This is a genomic window from Enterobacter cloacae complex sp. ECL72 (assembly GCF_019056635.1).
In the GTDB taxonomy this organism is placed as follows: Bacteria; Pseudomonadota; Gammaproteobacteria; order Enterobacterales; family Enterobacteriaceae; genus Enterobacter; species Enterobacter hormaechei_C.
Window position 1 is genome coordinate 4218144 of the sequence record NZ_CP077659.1, and the last position, 13166, is coordinate 4231309.

Below are 13166 nucleotides of genomic sequence, written 5' to 3' on the forward strand. Positions count from 1 at the left end.
TGATGCGCGGTTATCGCATCAGGGTAAAACATCCGAAGGGATTAGCCTACTCGTTTAACGTCGCCGACCAGCAGGATGTAGGAGAGCGCCCCGATCAGCGCCACGGCAGAGATATACACCAGAGCCGGACCAAAGCCGTAGTCCTGCGCCAGGTAACCGATGACCAGCGGTACGGTGATCCCGCCCAGGCCGCCAACGAAGTTAAACACGCCACCAGTCAGGCCGATCAGACGCATCGGCGCCAGGGACGACACCAGCGACCAGGTGATGGAGGCAAAACCGTTTCCGAAGAACGCTACCGCCATCAGGGTCATGATCCACACCGGATCGTTGGTGTAGTTCGCTCCCATGATGCAGGTAGAGATCAGCAGTCCGCAGATAATTGGCGTTTTACGCGCAACGCCCAGTGAGAAGCCTTTTTTCACCAGTTTGTCCGCCAGCCAGCCCGAGAGCAGCACGCCGAAAAACGCCGCAAGGAACGGTACGGTGGTCATAAAGCCCGCCTTCAGCGCGGTAATGCCCTTCTCCTGCGTCAGATAGTTCGGGAACCAGGTGAGGAAGAACCACAGCGTGGAGGTCACTGCGAACTGGCCCAGATATACGCCCACCAGCTTACGGTGGAAGACCAGCTTCCAGTCCGCTCTGGTCAGCGGCTGGCGCGCCTCTTTTTTCACCGGCGCATCGCCGTCCACCAGGCCACCGCCGTCGCGGATGTAGTCCAGTTCGGCTTTGGTGATGCTTTTGGTCAGGCGCGGCGGCTGATAAACCTTAAACCAGATGAGCGACCAGATAATGCCGATCCCGCCGGTGACGATAAACACCCAGTGCCAGCTCAGCAGCTCCTGGATCCAGATTAACAGCGGCGTCAGAAACGCCAGACCAACAAACTGCCCGGAGGTGTAAAAACCAACAGCGGAAGCGCGTTCGTGTTCAGGGAACCAGCTGGTCACCATGCGGTTGTTGGTCGGAAACGCCGGCGCTTCAAACACCCCGGTGATGGCGCGCAGGCCAATCAGCGACATCAGCCCGGTCGCGAAGCCCTGGAACAGGGTCGCCACGGACCAGCCGAAAATAGCGATAAAGTAGGTCAGACGTGAACCCACGCGGTCAAGGAACCAGCCACCAGGGATCTGACAGAGCGTATACAGCCAGGCAAACGCCGAGAAGACGTAGCCCATTTCCGCTTTGGTGATGCCAAACTCTTCCTGAATATGAGCCGATGCCACGGCAAGGTTGGCGCGGTCGACATAACAGATGACCACGGTAATAAAGATCATGATCAGCGTCAGGTAACGACGACGCCCGGTTTTTGCAGCAGTAACTGGAATATCCATCGCAATCTGTCTCCAGATTTTGGGCATAGCGAAGCCGCTCACCATGCCCTGTAATTTACAGAGGGTTATATTTTTTCTATGTACGTTTTTTTTGCCCGGTGGCGCTTCGCTTACCGGGCCTACGAGAGAGTAGGCCGGATAAGCGTAGCGCCATCCGGCGATTTACCACTCGGCTACGGAACCGTCTTCATGACGCCACAGTGGGTTACGCCAGTCCGGCGCACTTTTACTCAGCTCAATGACTTTGGCTTCGTCGATCTCCACGCCAAGGCCCGGCTTCGTTAACGGTTTAAAGAAACCACCTTCCATGCTGAAGTCTTCTTTGTTTTTCACAAAGTCGAGCAGCTCCGCGCCCTTGTTATAGTGAATGCCCATGCTTTGTTCCTGGAACACCGCATTGCGGGAGACGAAGTCGACGTGCAGGCAGGCCGCCAGCGCAATCGGCCCAAGCGGACAGTGCGGCGCCAACGCCACATCGTAGGCTTCTGCCATTCCGGCAATTTTGTAGCATTCGGTGATGCCGCCCGCGTGGGAGAGGTCCGGTTGCAGGATCGCAATGCCGCCCGCTTCCAGCACGCGTTTAAACTCGAAGCGCGAGAACATGCGTTCCCCCGCCGCGATGGGAATGTGCGTCTGTTCAGCCAGTTTCGGATAGTATTCCGCCTGCTCGGCCAGCACCGGCTCTTCGATAAACAGCGGGCGATACGGCTCCAGCTCTTTAATCAGCACTTTGGCCATTGGCGCGCTGACGCGGCCGTGGAAATCCAGACCAAACTCAATCTCGTTGCCGAAGGCTTCACGGATTTGCGCCACGGTATTCACCGCCCGGTCTACCGCGCGCGAGTTGTCGATAACGCCCATTTCTTCGCAGCCGTTGAGTTTGAAGGTGTCAAAACCGATGTTGCGCAGTTGCCGGATACCGTCGATCACTTCCGCAGGGCGGTCACCGCCCACCCAGCTGTAGGCTTTGATTTTGTCGCGCACCAGGCCGCCCATTAATTGCCAGACCGGGGCATTGAGCACTTTGCCTTTGATATCCCACAGCGCCTGATCAATACCGGCGATGGCGCTCATCAGAATCGGCCCCCCGCGGTAGAAGCCCGCGCGGTACATCACCTGCCACAGGTCGTTGATGCGCGCCGGATCCTGGCCAATCAGGTATTCGCCCAGCTCGTGCACCGCGGCTTCAACGGTGCGCGCACGGCCTTCAATCACCGGCTCGCCCCAGCCAACCACGCCTTCGTCGGTTTCGATTTTCAGGAACATCCAACGCGGGGGTAAACGGTACGTGGTGAGTTTGGTTATTTTCATTGCACTGCCTCTCGATACGCTTTCACAAATGCTGCCGCCTGCTGTGCGGTACGCTCAACGGGCTGACCGGCACGATAGAGATCGCTGCCCAGCCCCGCGCCCACACAGCCCGCGCTCATCCACTGGCCCAGGTTTTCCGGCGTGACGCCGCCCACGGCAAAGACCGGCACGCTGGCGGGTAAGACCGCTTTCAGCGCTTTGATGTAATCCGGACCAAAGGCCGACGACGGGAAAATTTTGAGAGACTGTGCGCCCGCATCGAGGGCGGCAAAGGCTTCTGTGGCCGTGGCGCAACCCGGGCAGACGGTCATGCCGTAATCCACCGCCCGGCGGATCACCTCGGGGTTGATATTCGGTGTGACGATAAGCTTGCAGCCCATCTTCGCCAGTTCATCCACCTGCTCCGGCTGTAATACGGTGCCAGCGCCAATCAGCGCCTTATCACCAAACGCCTTCACAATTGCCGGAATGCTTTTTTCCCACTCCGGGGAGTTGAGCGGGATTTCCACCGCGTCGAACCCGGCGTCGATCACCGCGCCAACGTGCGCTAAGGCCTCACCGGGCGTGATACCGCGCAAAATCGCGATCAGGGGAAGTTCAGTTTGCCACTGCATGAGCGATGCTCCTTATGCCTGCCTGAAATGCCGTGTCGCCTTCCACCGCAGCAACATCCCGTCCGATAGCGTGGAACGCCTGGCGGTAACGAGACGTCAGCGATGAACCCGCGACGAGCGTGATGGCCTGCTGCCCGGCGAACGCGTCGCTCAGAGTGGCGACTTCTGCGCCAATCAGCAGGCCGGACAGAAATTCGCTGACCTGTTCGCGCGGAAGATTTCCCAGCACGTGCGAGGCGCGAACCTCAAAAAGTTGCGGCAAAACGGCAAGGGATGCGATCCCGCGCTCAAGCCCGGCGGCAAACGCTTCCGGCGAAGGGGTCTGCTCCGGCAAACCGGCCCCCACCAGCGAATGCTTAAGCAGCAAGTGGTGCAGTTCGCCGGTCATCACGGTGCGGAAATCATGAATTTGCTCAGCATCCGCCTGGACCCATTTGCAGTGCGTCCCGGGCATGACGTAGACAGAAGAAGGAGAAAGGGTGCGCGCCCCGAGCAGCTGCGTCTCTTCGCCGCGCATCACATTATGGTTATCGTCGCGAGAGACGCATAAACCGGGAATAATCCAGACATTGTCGCCAACGGACGTTAACTGATCGCCAACGGCGGTGAAATGCACCGGAACTGACAGGTAAGGCGCGACCTTCCACCCCACGTTACTGCCGACCATTCCGGCCATCACCACTGGCGTTGTACCGTCGCGCCAGTTTTGTGTCACCTCTGCTAACACCGCTGCGGGGGATTTACCGTTCAGGCGCGTCACACCTGCTTCTGATTGCCTGCTTTCCAGGCACTGCTCACCCTGGTAGAGCCAGGCGCGCAGATTGGTCGATCCCCAGTCAATTGCGATGTAGCGTGATGTCATGTGATTTCCTTCAACCTTCGTGTCGAGCTGGCGATCATGGTCAGCGCCGCCTGCTCTGCCGCATCGCCGTCCTGATGCCGTATCGCATCGAACAGCGCTTTATGTTCCTGAAGCGTTTTCGGCATGTTGGCCTCATCGCCCATCCAGGTACGTTCAAATACTGCTCGCTGTAGCGAGCTGATCGCCACGCTAAGCTGCTGTAAAACCGGGTTATGCACCGACTGCAATACCGCTTCGTGGTAGCGAATGTCCGCTTCGTTGAACGCCTCCCGATTCTGGTTATTGGCGATCATGTCATTTAAAGCCGACTCAATCTGAGCCAGGTCACCTGACGTTGCGCGCTCAGCCGCCCAGCGGGCGATAGCCGGTTCCACCAGATTTCGGACTTCGCTCATCGCGCCGATAAGCCATGGGTCGTAGTCGTTTTCCAGCACCCATTGCAGAACATCGGTATCGAGGTAGTTCCACTGGTTACGCGGCGCCACAAACGCGCCGCGATAGCGCTTCATTTCAATCAGCCGCTTCGCCATCAGCGAGCGGAACACTTCCCGGATGATGTTGCGCGAGGTTTCAAACTCCTCGCACAGTTCCGCCTCTGCTGGTAGCGGCGAACCGGGAACGTATTTGCCACCCACAATCTGAGTGCCCAGCGTGATGACAATGCGATCGGTTTTATTGAGTGTCATGGAGAGTCCTTGTGCTCTGTAAGTCCATCACTACTTTACCGCGACCGCTGAATTTCGCCTCACTTTTGCAGTACAAACGTGAGGCCTTCCGCCTTTGCTGTGGTGATAATGTAGTACAATCAATTAATGTTGTACTACAATACAGATCACAAAAAGAACAATTCGATAAATTCAGGGCCAAAAAAAGGCCCGGTTAATAACCAGGGCTAATCTTTCAAAGCACTTGTTACGACAGAACGAATTTCTCGATCGCCCAGGCAACGCCGTCTTCCAGGTTAGATTTGGTCACGAAGTTCGCCACTTCTTTTACCGACGGGATGGCGTTATCCATCGCCACGCCCATGCCCGCATATTCGATCATCGCAATATCGTTTTCCTGGTCGCCCAGCGCCATGATCTCCTCAGGCTTGATGCCCAGCGCATCGGCAAGCGATTTGACGCCCGTGCCTTTATTAACGCGTTTATCGAGGATTTCGAGGAAGTACGGCGCACTTTTCAGCACGGTGTATTTCTCTTTTACCTCAGCCGGAATGCGCGAGATGGCTTTGTCGAGGATCGCGGGTTCGTCGATCATCATTACTTTCAGGAACTGGGTTGCCGGGTCCATGTTTTCCGCTTCGCAGAACACCAGTGGAATGGTTGCAACGTAGGACTCGTGCACCGTGTAGTAGCTGATATCGCGGTTGGCGGTGTAAAGCGTATTGCGATCGAGCGCGTGGAAGTGAGAGCCCACGTCGCGGGAGAGTTTTTCAAGGAAACGGTAGTCATCATAGCTCAGTGCAGTTTGCGCCACCGTGCTGCCATCGGCTGCCTTTTGCACCAGCGCGCCGTTATAGGTGATGCAGTAATCGCCAGGCTGGTTCATGTGCAGCTCTTTCAGGTAGCTGTGCACCCCGGCATACGGGCGTCCGGTGGTGAGCACCACGTTCACGCCTTTTTCGCGTGCGGCGGCGATCGCATTTTTAACGGCAGGAGAGATAGTGTGGTCTGGCAGCAGCAGCGTGCCGTCCATATCGATTGCAATGAGTTTGATGGCCATGGGGTCCCCGGGATAAATGAGTGCTACCTCATGCTAACGCGATTCGGCTCAAAAAACAGTAAAAGTGTCAGCGAGAAAGGGGGATGGAAAAAGAGGACTTCACTCCCCTATTAACCCCGGCGGTCCAGCCCGCCGGGATCGAGCCAGAGAAAGAATAATCAGGCAATCGTCTGCTTTTTGCCTCCCAGCATCAGCAGCACAGCAGAGCCGATGGCCAGCGCGCCAACCAGGTAGAACGCGGAATAATATTGCCCGGTTCCTTGCACAATAAACCCGGTTAACATCGGCGCGAATACCCCTGCAAGATTAGCAAGAAAGTGGATAAAGCCGCTGACGGCGCCCACGTTATTGCCCTTCACCGTATCCTGAACGATAGCCCAGTAACATGACGTCGTAACATACATGGCAAACATTCCGACGGACATCAGCGCAATCGCCCCGTACAGGTTAAGCACCAGCGCGGAGGCAGTGATGCATATCGCGGCGATAATCAGGCCAACAACGATAATCACTTTACGAGAAAACAGCAGGTTATTGGTCAGCTTGTAGATATAGTCAGAGATAAAGCCACCGGAGATCAGGCCGACAAAGCCCAGCAGCCAGGGCAGCACGTTGGCGATACTCATATCGCGCATATTCAGACCGCGCGCGTCCAGCAGATAGCTTGGAAACCAGGTCATAAAGAAGAACAGAATGTAGCTGTAGGCGAAAAAGGCCAGCGCGGTGAACAGAATGATCGGCTGCTTCAGGTAATACGAGAGCTTTTCATCCGGCAGGTCGTTCCCGACTGTCTCTGCCACGGTCCGGGCATCCGCCTCCTCTTTTGGCGCTTCGCTCCCCTTCGTGGCGATCAGCCAGACGACCACCCACACGAAACCGATAAGCATCATTCCTACGAACGTCATACGCCAGCCAAACGCCAGCGCAGAGGCGGCGACGATGGGCGCCGAGACCGCGCCGCCCATCGGGTTGCCTGAAAAAGAGACGCCGACAGCCCTGGCGCGCTCCCTGGCAGGAAACCACTTCACAATGGTTTTATTGGTGACTGACCCCATTGGGCCTTCCGCCGCCCCAAAAATAACGCGAATAATAAACAGGGAGGTAAAATTAAACGCGGCGCAGGTCAAACCGGCAAACAGCGACCATAACCCCATCGCGCCAGCAAATATACGTCGTGGTCCATATTTATCAGCCAGCCAGCCGCCGACAAAACAGAACACCGCATAACCGATCGCGAAGCTACTAAAAATAAGACCCAGCTCAGCTTTATTGACATTCAAATCCGTCGTGATATAGGGGGCAAGAATAGATAATGCCGCCCGATCTATATAATTTATCATTGATGCAATAAAAAGGAGCACAAGGATAAAATATCGTCTTCCAGTATACATTTTGTTCTCCAGGGTAAAGAGGTTTTACAGATGTATTTAGCTGTTATTGATAATTAAATGCACGATGTTGTTAATGTAAAACCCATATCATCCATTCACAACGCAGATAAATATTGATAAATACTTTCCACAACTGGAATGCCTTCGCGCTGGCATTTCTCTTTATAACGTACCTGAGGATCGTTAGGCGCCAGGACCTTTTCAACGCCAGGAACCGGTTTAACCGCCCGGAGTTCATCCCGCATTATTTTTATGGTGGCGGCAAAAAGCGGATTACCCAGTTTTTCAGGATCGATAACAATGACCAGGCTCGCCAGTTTGCGCATCTTATCGTAATCACCATACATACGAACGATATGATTACCAAAGTTTGCTCCCATTAAGATACCGGTCAGCGCATCAATCGCCAGCGCAATCCCTGAGCCTTTATGCCCGCCGAAAGGCAATAGATTTTCAATTTTATGCGGATCGGTTGTGACATTGCCTTCCTTATCCAGCGCAAGCCCTTCGCCGATGGGTTTGCCCGTCTCTTTGGCATGTAAAATTTTGCCAAACGCGATAGCGCTGGTTGCCATATCGACGATCATCGGTTCTTCGCCCGCGACCGGGAAACCAAAGGCAATCGGGTTCGTGCCCAGGAACCGCTCTGCGCCACCATGAGGCGCCACGCAGGTATCCGTTTGTGTCATGACGATAGCAATGGTGTTTTGTTGGGTAGCGCGTTCAGCAAACCAGGAGAGCGCCCCGCAGTGGGAAGCATTTTTTATCCCCACAAAACCCAGCCCGGTCTCTTTCGCCAGCGCTATCGCGTGATCCGTCGCGGCCTTGAGTGCCGAATGCCCCATGCCGTCGTCAGCATCCAGCACCGCCACGGATGGAGAAAGAGTATTGATCGTCATGTTTGCAGCCGGATTGAGGCCGCCTGCTTGCAGGCGCGTACAATAATGCTCCACGCGCATAACGCCATGAGAATGCACGCCCGTCATATCCGCATGTACCAGCACGTCCGCGACATCTTGCGCCGTTTTTTCATCCAGCCCGGCGGGAATTAATTTATTTAATACCAGCTTTTTTAAGCCATCTTCTTTAATAAATACGGTGGTCATATTTTTTCCTTAAAATTTAATTACGCCTTTGACCAGTTTTTTATTTTCCACGACATCCTGCTGGTAGCGATCGCCAATTTTGCAGAAATCAAATTCCTGATTCACCATCAGATGTTCGTTAAGCGTTCCGTTCGCCATTAAGGCGATTACGCATTCAAAATCTTCTCGCGTTGCGTTACGGCTGGCTAACAGCGTGGTCTCTTTTTTATGGAAAGTGGGATCGTCAATCGACAGCTCACCAATATAAAGACCAATAAAGACTATTTTTCCACCGTGACGAATCAGATCCACCGCCCGCGTCATAGAGCCTTTATTACCGGTGGCATCAAGCAACGTACAGGCTAACTGTCCGTTAAAACAGGCTTTCACCGTTTCAATATAATTATCCTGCCCAGGATCGACGGTATCTACGCCAACTTTATCGGCGATTTGCTGGCGTCTTCCTGCGTCGATATCGGCGACCACGACGCGGCCTCCTTTCGCTTTAGCAATGGCTGCCGCCGCCAGCCCAATCGGTCCGGCGCCGACCACCAGCACATTTTGCTGCGGCGCGATATCCGCCCGGCGAACCGCATGCGCGCCAATGGCAAAACACTCGACCAGCGCGCCAGCGTTGTCGCTCAGCGTGGGCGGCAGTTCCACCAGATTGTCTTCCCGCACGGCCAGATATTCACTGAATCCGCCGTCCTGATGTACGCCATAAAGCGAGACGTTTTCGCAGCAGTTGGTTTTCCCTTCCCGGCAGGCCGCGCAATCGCCGCATGGGATACAGGGAATAACGCTGTAGCGGCGGCCTTTCTGTACACGCTGGCAGGCGCGGCCTGTCTCTTCCACTACGCCGCAAATTTCATGGCCCAATACGCGCGGATAAGAAAAGAAGGGCTGGCGTCCCGCATAAGCATGGATATCCGTACCGCAAATGCCCACCGCGTTGATTTTTAACAGCGCTTCGGCCTCGTGTAACTCAGGCATCGCCCTTTCGATGTATTCAATATTGCCGGGAGCCTGGCAAATGAGCGTTTTCATACGTTAGCCTTCACTAGTAAATGTTGAATAGCGGCTTTTACGCCGTGTGTTTCAATCGCTTCGAACGCCTGCCGCACATCGTGCAGAAATTGCGGATTGTCGCTCGCGAGCGTACCGAAAATGCTTTTTATCTGAAGCAGCGAGAGCGCTTTTGCCCATGCCTCTTTTTGCGTTGTCACGCAGGCGTGAAACTCAGCGTTAAGCGGATCGGCAACCGCCTCTCCCCTGGCAATGGCGCTGATAACGAAGTGGAGCCAGCCGGCGACCAGAACCGTCAGGGCCGTGCCGTTTACCCCGCGCATCTGAAGCGTGCGCCAGGGATCGATAGCCCGTTGAGGCAGTTTTTGTGAACCATCCATGGCGATTTGGCTGGTTTTATGTCGGATATGCGGATTGCTAAAGCGCGCAATAAGCACGTTAGCGTATTGGTTAACATCCAGATCCAGGTGCGGACTCAGGGAGTTGGCCTGCTCTTCAACCATCAGATACCGTACGGCGGCGTTAAAAACCGCATCTTCCATGCACTGGTAAATGAACTCATAGCCTGCCAGGGTGCCGCAGTAGGCCAGAAATGAGTGACTGCCGTTCAACATACGCAGCTTCATCTCTTCATAGGGCAGAACGTCGGCGACAAACATGGCGCCAGCCCGGTCCCACTCAGGCCGCCCTGCGACAAAATTATCTTCGATGACCCAATGACGGAAATCTTCACATACCACACCGGCGGGATCGGCCCTGCCGGTTTCCGCTTCGATCAGGGCAAACGCCTCTTCGGTCATTGCCGGAACAATCCGGTCAACCATCGTTCCCGGGAAGGTGACGTTCTGCGCAATCCAGTCGGCCAGCGTGACATCACGCTGCGCGGCGAAGGCAATAACGGCACCTTTCGTCAGCGCGCCATTTTCCGGGATGTTATCGCATGACATGACGCTAAACGGGGGCAGATTGTGGAGCCGACGCAGGCGTAGCGCCTCCACGATCAGGCCGATAGCTGACTGCGGCGCCTGCGGATTGGCCAGATCGTGGCGAATAAGCGGGTTAAGCAGATCGAGCTGACGAGACTGCGGATCGGTACAGTAGCCTTTCTCCGTCACCGTTAAGGAGACGATTTTTACCTGCGGTTCGATCAGTTTTTCAATCGCGGCCTGGATACCGCTCTGTGGCGTATGCAGCGCGCCGGTCAACGAACGTACCTGACGGCACAGCGTGGCGTGTGACGATCGCTCAACCACGGTAAAAAGACCGTGTTGCGCATTTAACGCGTCCACTACGTCAGCGCTGCCGAACAGATTAATGCCAAAAATGCCCCACCGCGTTCCTGCCGCTTCGTTGCTTAAATCGGTGTAAACCGCCTGGTGTCCCCGGTGAAATGCTCCAGTACCGATATGTACGATGGCGGTTTCTAAATCCTGGCGGGAGTAAGCCGTGCTTTCCATTACGATCCCCTGATAGTTGACGTCGACCAATTATGCTTAACTGGTTTACCAAAACAGTGAGTAAGATCGCAAATGGTGAACAGACAATCCAGTAAAAAAAGATCATTCGTAGATAAATGTTTACAAACCAAATAAAATCAATTAGTTATTTAATGATCGTTATTCTTGATACCGATGCATGTGCAAAAATGTGACCCGTCGCAGGAGAAAACAACTACAAACCGGTGTACCATTCAGCAACCAGAGGGCAAATAAATTCGTTAACCATTTGTTTTTGATATAAATATATCACTAACAAAACTGAATAACCCGCTAAACACACGAAAAATTGGTAAACCATTCAGTCGAGAAAGGTTTACCAGCAGGACCACTCCAGCAATGACTGATCATGAAAAGGATATGAAGATGGATACCGCTATTAAGTACGTTGAAACCAGACTCTTCAAAGTGCCGCTGGCAGAAGTATTAGTCGATGCCAAACATGGTGATCACAGCCATTTCGAGCTGATTACCACCACCATTACCCTGGAAAATGGCGAGACTGGCACAGGCTACACCTATACCGGCGGTAAAGGGGGTTATGCGATTAAAGCGATGATCGATCACGATCTGGCCCCCGTACTGGCAGGCAAGGATGCGGCGGCCATTGATGATATTTATGACTTTATGGAGTGGCATATCCATTACGTGGGCCGGGGCGGGATCGCTTCCTTTGCAACGTCAGCGATTGATATTGCCCTGTGGGATTTGAAAGGCAAGCGCGAGCAGCTCCCGCTCTGGAAAATGGCGGGCGGCAAAAACAAGAGCTGTAAAGCCTACTGTGGCGGTATAGATCTCGCCTTCCCGCTGGAAAAGCTTCTGAACAGCATTAAGGGATATTTAGAAAGCGGCTTTAATGGCGTGAAGATTAAGGTTGGCCAGAAGAACCCGCAGGAGGATATCGAGCGAATCAAAGCAGTTCGTCAGCTCATCGGGCCGGATATTACCTTTATGATTGACGCCAACTACTCTCTGACCGTTGATCAGGCGATTGCGCTATCGAAGGCCGTCGAGTCATGCGATATCACCTGGTTTGAAGAGCCGACCATCCCAGATGATTACGATGGTTACGCCACTATCGCGGAAAATACCACCATCCCGCTGGCGATGGGCGAAAACCTGCATACCATTCATGAGTTCGGCTATGCGCTGGATCGCGCAAAACTGGGCTTTATTCAGCCGGACGCCTCTAACTGCGGGGGGATCACCGGTTGGCTGAGAGCCGCCCGGCTGTCGATCCGTTATGGTCTGCCGGTCTGTTCACATGGGATGCAGGAGCTGCACGTCAGCCTGGTTTCCGCCTTTGACACCGGCTGGCTGGAAGTTCACAGCTTCCCTATCGATCGCTATACCCATCGTCCGCTGGTGGTCGAAAATTACCGGGCCGTTGCGCCGGATACCTGCGGTACGGGTGTTGAATTTGACTGGGATAAGCTGACCCCGTTCGAGGTCTGAGTCTTTTTGCGGGTCTGTTTGTTGACGGACCCGCAATGCGGTCAGGTGGCAAAGAAAAAATCGTCAAAATCGTCGAGCGAATCATCCTGCTGGAAGATTTTAACCAGCTCGTTTTTACTGTGTTCCAGATGGTCCCAGGCGGCTTGTCTGGCTTGCTCTGCGTTACGTTTTTGCAGGGCGAGGAAGATGCTGCGGTGATCGTCCACCCACTGCATCCGCAGCTCTTTTTTATGCAGATATTTGTAGTTGAGGCGCTTCCAGCGAGGGTTCTCCGTGCGCACGGCACGCCACAGCTCGGCAGATTGTTTCATCAGCACCCTGTTCTGGGTCGCTTCCGCAATAATGTTGTGGAACTGTCGATCAAGCTCTTCGAACTTGTCGCTGTTGCCATCAATCATCTTTTCTTGCTGCGTGATGATCTTCTTCAGCTCACGCAGCTCATTGAGCCTGATTTGCGTGGCGGCAAACCCGGTGATATTGCTTTCGATCACCTGACGGGCCTGGAGTAACTCAAAGGGACCGATATCGGAATAGGGGAGTAGCGACTTCTGGTTGAGTTTTTCAGGGCTGTCGATGAAATAGATCCCCGCGCCCTGGCGAACTTCCACCACGCCTTTCAGCTCAAGCATGATGATCGCTTCGCGAATCGTTGTCCGACTGGTATTAAAACGCTCGCCAAGCTCCCTTTCTGAAGGAAGGCGCTCTCCCGCTTTGAACACGCCGGAATAGAGCAACTCTTCTATTTGAAGCCCGATATCGTAATAGCGTCGTTTTGTGATCGCCTGTTCCATGCTTACGCCTGTAAAAAGCTGTGAGTTCAACCTGTAAAGCGATTCGCCTGCGCCTCCTCAAACGCGGAGAAGGCGC

General features: G+C 54.4%; 12 protein-coding genes. 1 reads left to right on the forward strand and 11 read right to left on the reverse strand.

Annotated features, from left to right (window positions below; genetic code table 11):
- Window positions 1–41: 41 nt before the first annotated feature.
- From KTH07_RS20395 to KTH07_RS20440, 10 genes are all read right to left on the reverse strand, one after another.
- On the reverse strand, window positions 42–1379 hold the full coding sequence (locus KTH07_RS20395; RefSeq protein WP_015570129.1) for an MFS transporter: 1338 nt from the start codon (window positions 1377–1379) through the stop codon (window positions 42–44).
- 117 nt (window positions 1380–1496) lie between these two features.
- Window positions 1497–2645, reverse strand: coding sequence for a galactonate dehydratase (dgoD, locus tag KTH07_RS20400; protein ID WP_003861103.1), 1149 nt, complete (start codon window positions 2643–2645; stop codon window positions 1497–1499).
- Window positions 2642–3259 (reverse strand): 2-dehydro-3-deoxy-6-phosphogalactonate aldolase, encoded by a 618-nt coding sequence (locus KTH07_RS20405; protein ID WP_023295663.1) that lies wholly within the window; start codon window positions 3257–3259, stop codon window positions 2642–2644. The genes dgoD and KTH07_RS20405 overlap by 4 nt, the downstream gene beginning before the upstream one ends.
- Window positions 3243–4121, reverse strand: a complete 879-nt coding sequence (locus KTH07_RS20410) for a 2-dehydro-3-deoxygalactonokinase (protein WP_063162100.1) — start codon at window positions 4119–4121, stop codon at window positions 3243–3245. The genes KTH07_RS20405 and KTH07_RS20410 overlap by 17 nt, the downstream gene beginning before the upstream one ends.
- Window positions 4118–4807, reverse strand: a complete 690-nt coding sequence (dgoR, locus tag KTH07_RS20415; protein ID WP_032620525.1) for a D-galactonate utilization transcriptional regulator DgoR — start codon at window positions 4805–4807, stop codon at window positions 4118–4120. The genes KTH07_RS20410 and dgoR overlap by 4 nt, the downstream gene beginning before the upstream one ends.
- Window positions 4808–5033: 226 nt before the next feature.
- Complete coding sequence (gene yidA, locus KTH07_RS20420; protein ID WP_017383697.1) at window positions 5034–5846, reverse strand: sugar-phosphatase; 813 nt, start codon at window positions 5844–5846, stop codon at window positions 5034–5036.
- Window positions 5847–6004: 158 nt separating this feature from the next.
- The gene (locus tag KTH07_RS20425; protein ID WP_023302818.1) at window positions 6005–7237 is read right to left on the reverse strand and encodes an MFS transporter; all 1233 of its coding nucleotides are present in this window, start codon (window positions 7235–7237) and stop codon (window positions 6005–6007) included.
- A 95-nt stretch (window positions 7238–7332) separates the two neighbouring features.
- Complete coding sequence (locus KTH07_RS20430) at window positions 7333–8343, reverse strand: Ldh family oxidoreductase (protein ID WP_032620521.1); 1011 nt, start codon at window positions 8341–8343, stop codon at window positions 7333–7335.
- Between the two features lie 9 nt (window positions 8344–8352).
- Window positions 8353–9369: a zinc-binding alcohol dehydrogenase family protein gene (locus KTH07_RS20435; RefSeq protein ID WP_032620518.1), complete on the reverse strand. Its 1017-nt coding sequence runs from the start codon at window positions 9367–9369 to the stop codon at window positions 8353–8355.
- Window positions 9366–10805: a mannitol dehydrogenase family protein gene (locus KTH07_RS20440; RefSeq protein WP_044488928.1), complete on the reverse strand. Its 1440-nt coding sequence runs from the start codon at window positions 10803–10805 to the stop codon at window positions 9366–9368. Before KTH07_RS20440 ends, KTH07_RS20435 begins: the two co-directional genes overlap by 4 nt.
- Before the next feature lie 405 nt (window positions 10806–11210).
- Here KTH07_RS20440 and KTH07_RS20445 point away from each other — a divergent pair, with 405 nt between their 5' ends.
- Complete coding sequence (locus tag KTH07_RS20445) at window positions 11211–12299, forward strand: mandelate racemase/muconate lactonizing enzyme family protein (protein ID WP_032634309.1); 1089 nt, start codon at window positions 11211–11213, stop codon at window positions 12297–12299.
- A gap of 41 nt (window positions 12300–12340) precedes the next feature.
- On the opposite strand, the gene KTH07_RS20450 is transcribed toward KTH07_RS20445, so the two are convergent.
- Window positions 12341–13090 (reverse strand): FadR/GntR family transcriptional regulator, encoded by a 750-nt coding sequence (locus KTH07_RS20450; protein WP_006808767.1) that lies wholly within the window; start codon window positions 13088–13090, stop codon window positions 12341–12343.
- Between the last annotated feature and the right edge of the window lie 76 nt (window positions 13091–13166).

Coding starts and splice junctions, on each gene's coding strand:
- KTH07_RS20430 (WP_032620521.1), bottom strand. CDS start 8,343: ATGACCACCGTATTTATTAAAGAAGATGGCTTAAAAAAGCTGGTATTA.
- dgoR (WP_032620525.1), bottom strand. CDS start 4,807: ATGACACTCAATAAAACCGATCGCATTGTCATCACGCTGGGCACTCAG.
- KTH07_RS20440 (WP_044488928.1), bottom strand. CDS start 10,805: ATGGAAAGCACGGCTTACTCCCGCCAGGATTTAGAAACCGCCATCGTA.
- KTH07_RS20425 (WP_023302818.1), bottom strand. CDS start 7,237: ATGTATACTGGAAGACGATATTTTATCCTTGTGCTCCTTTTTATTGCA.
- KTH07_RS20410 (WP_063162100.1), bottom strand. CDS start 4,121: ATGACATCACGCTACATCGCAATTGACTGGGGATCGACCAATCTGCGC.
- KTH07_RS20450 (WP_006808767.1), bottom strand. CDS start 13,090: ATGGAACAGGCGATCACAAAACGACGCTATTACGATATCGGGCTTCAA.
- KTH07_RS20395 (WP_015570129.1), bottom strand. CDS start 1,379: ATGGTGAGCGGCTTCGCTATGCCCAAAATCTGGAGACAGATTGCGATG.
- dgoD (WP_003861103.1), bottom strand. CDS start 2,645: ATGAAAATAACCAAACTCACCACGTACCGTTTACCCCCGCGTTGGATG.
- yidA (WP_017383697.1), bottom strand. CDS start 5,846: ATGGCCATCAAACTCATTGCAATCGATATGGACGGCACGCTGCTGCTG.
- KTH07_RS20445 (WP_032634309.1), top strand. CDS start 11,211: ATGGATACCGCTATTAAGTACGTTGAAACCAGACTCTTCAAAGTGCCG.
- KTH07_RS20405 (WP_023295663.1), bottom strand. CDS start 3,259: ATGCAGTGGCAAACTGAACTTCCCCTGATCGCGATTTTGCGCGGTATC.
- KTH07_RS20435 (WP_032620518.1), bottom strand. CDS start 9,369: ATGAAAACGCTCATTTGCCAGGCTCCCGGCAATATTGAATACATCGAA.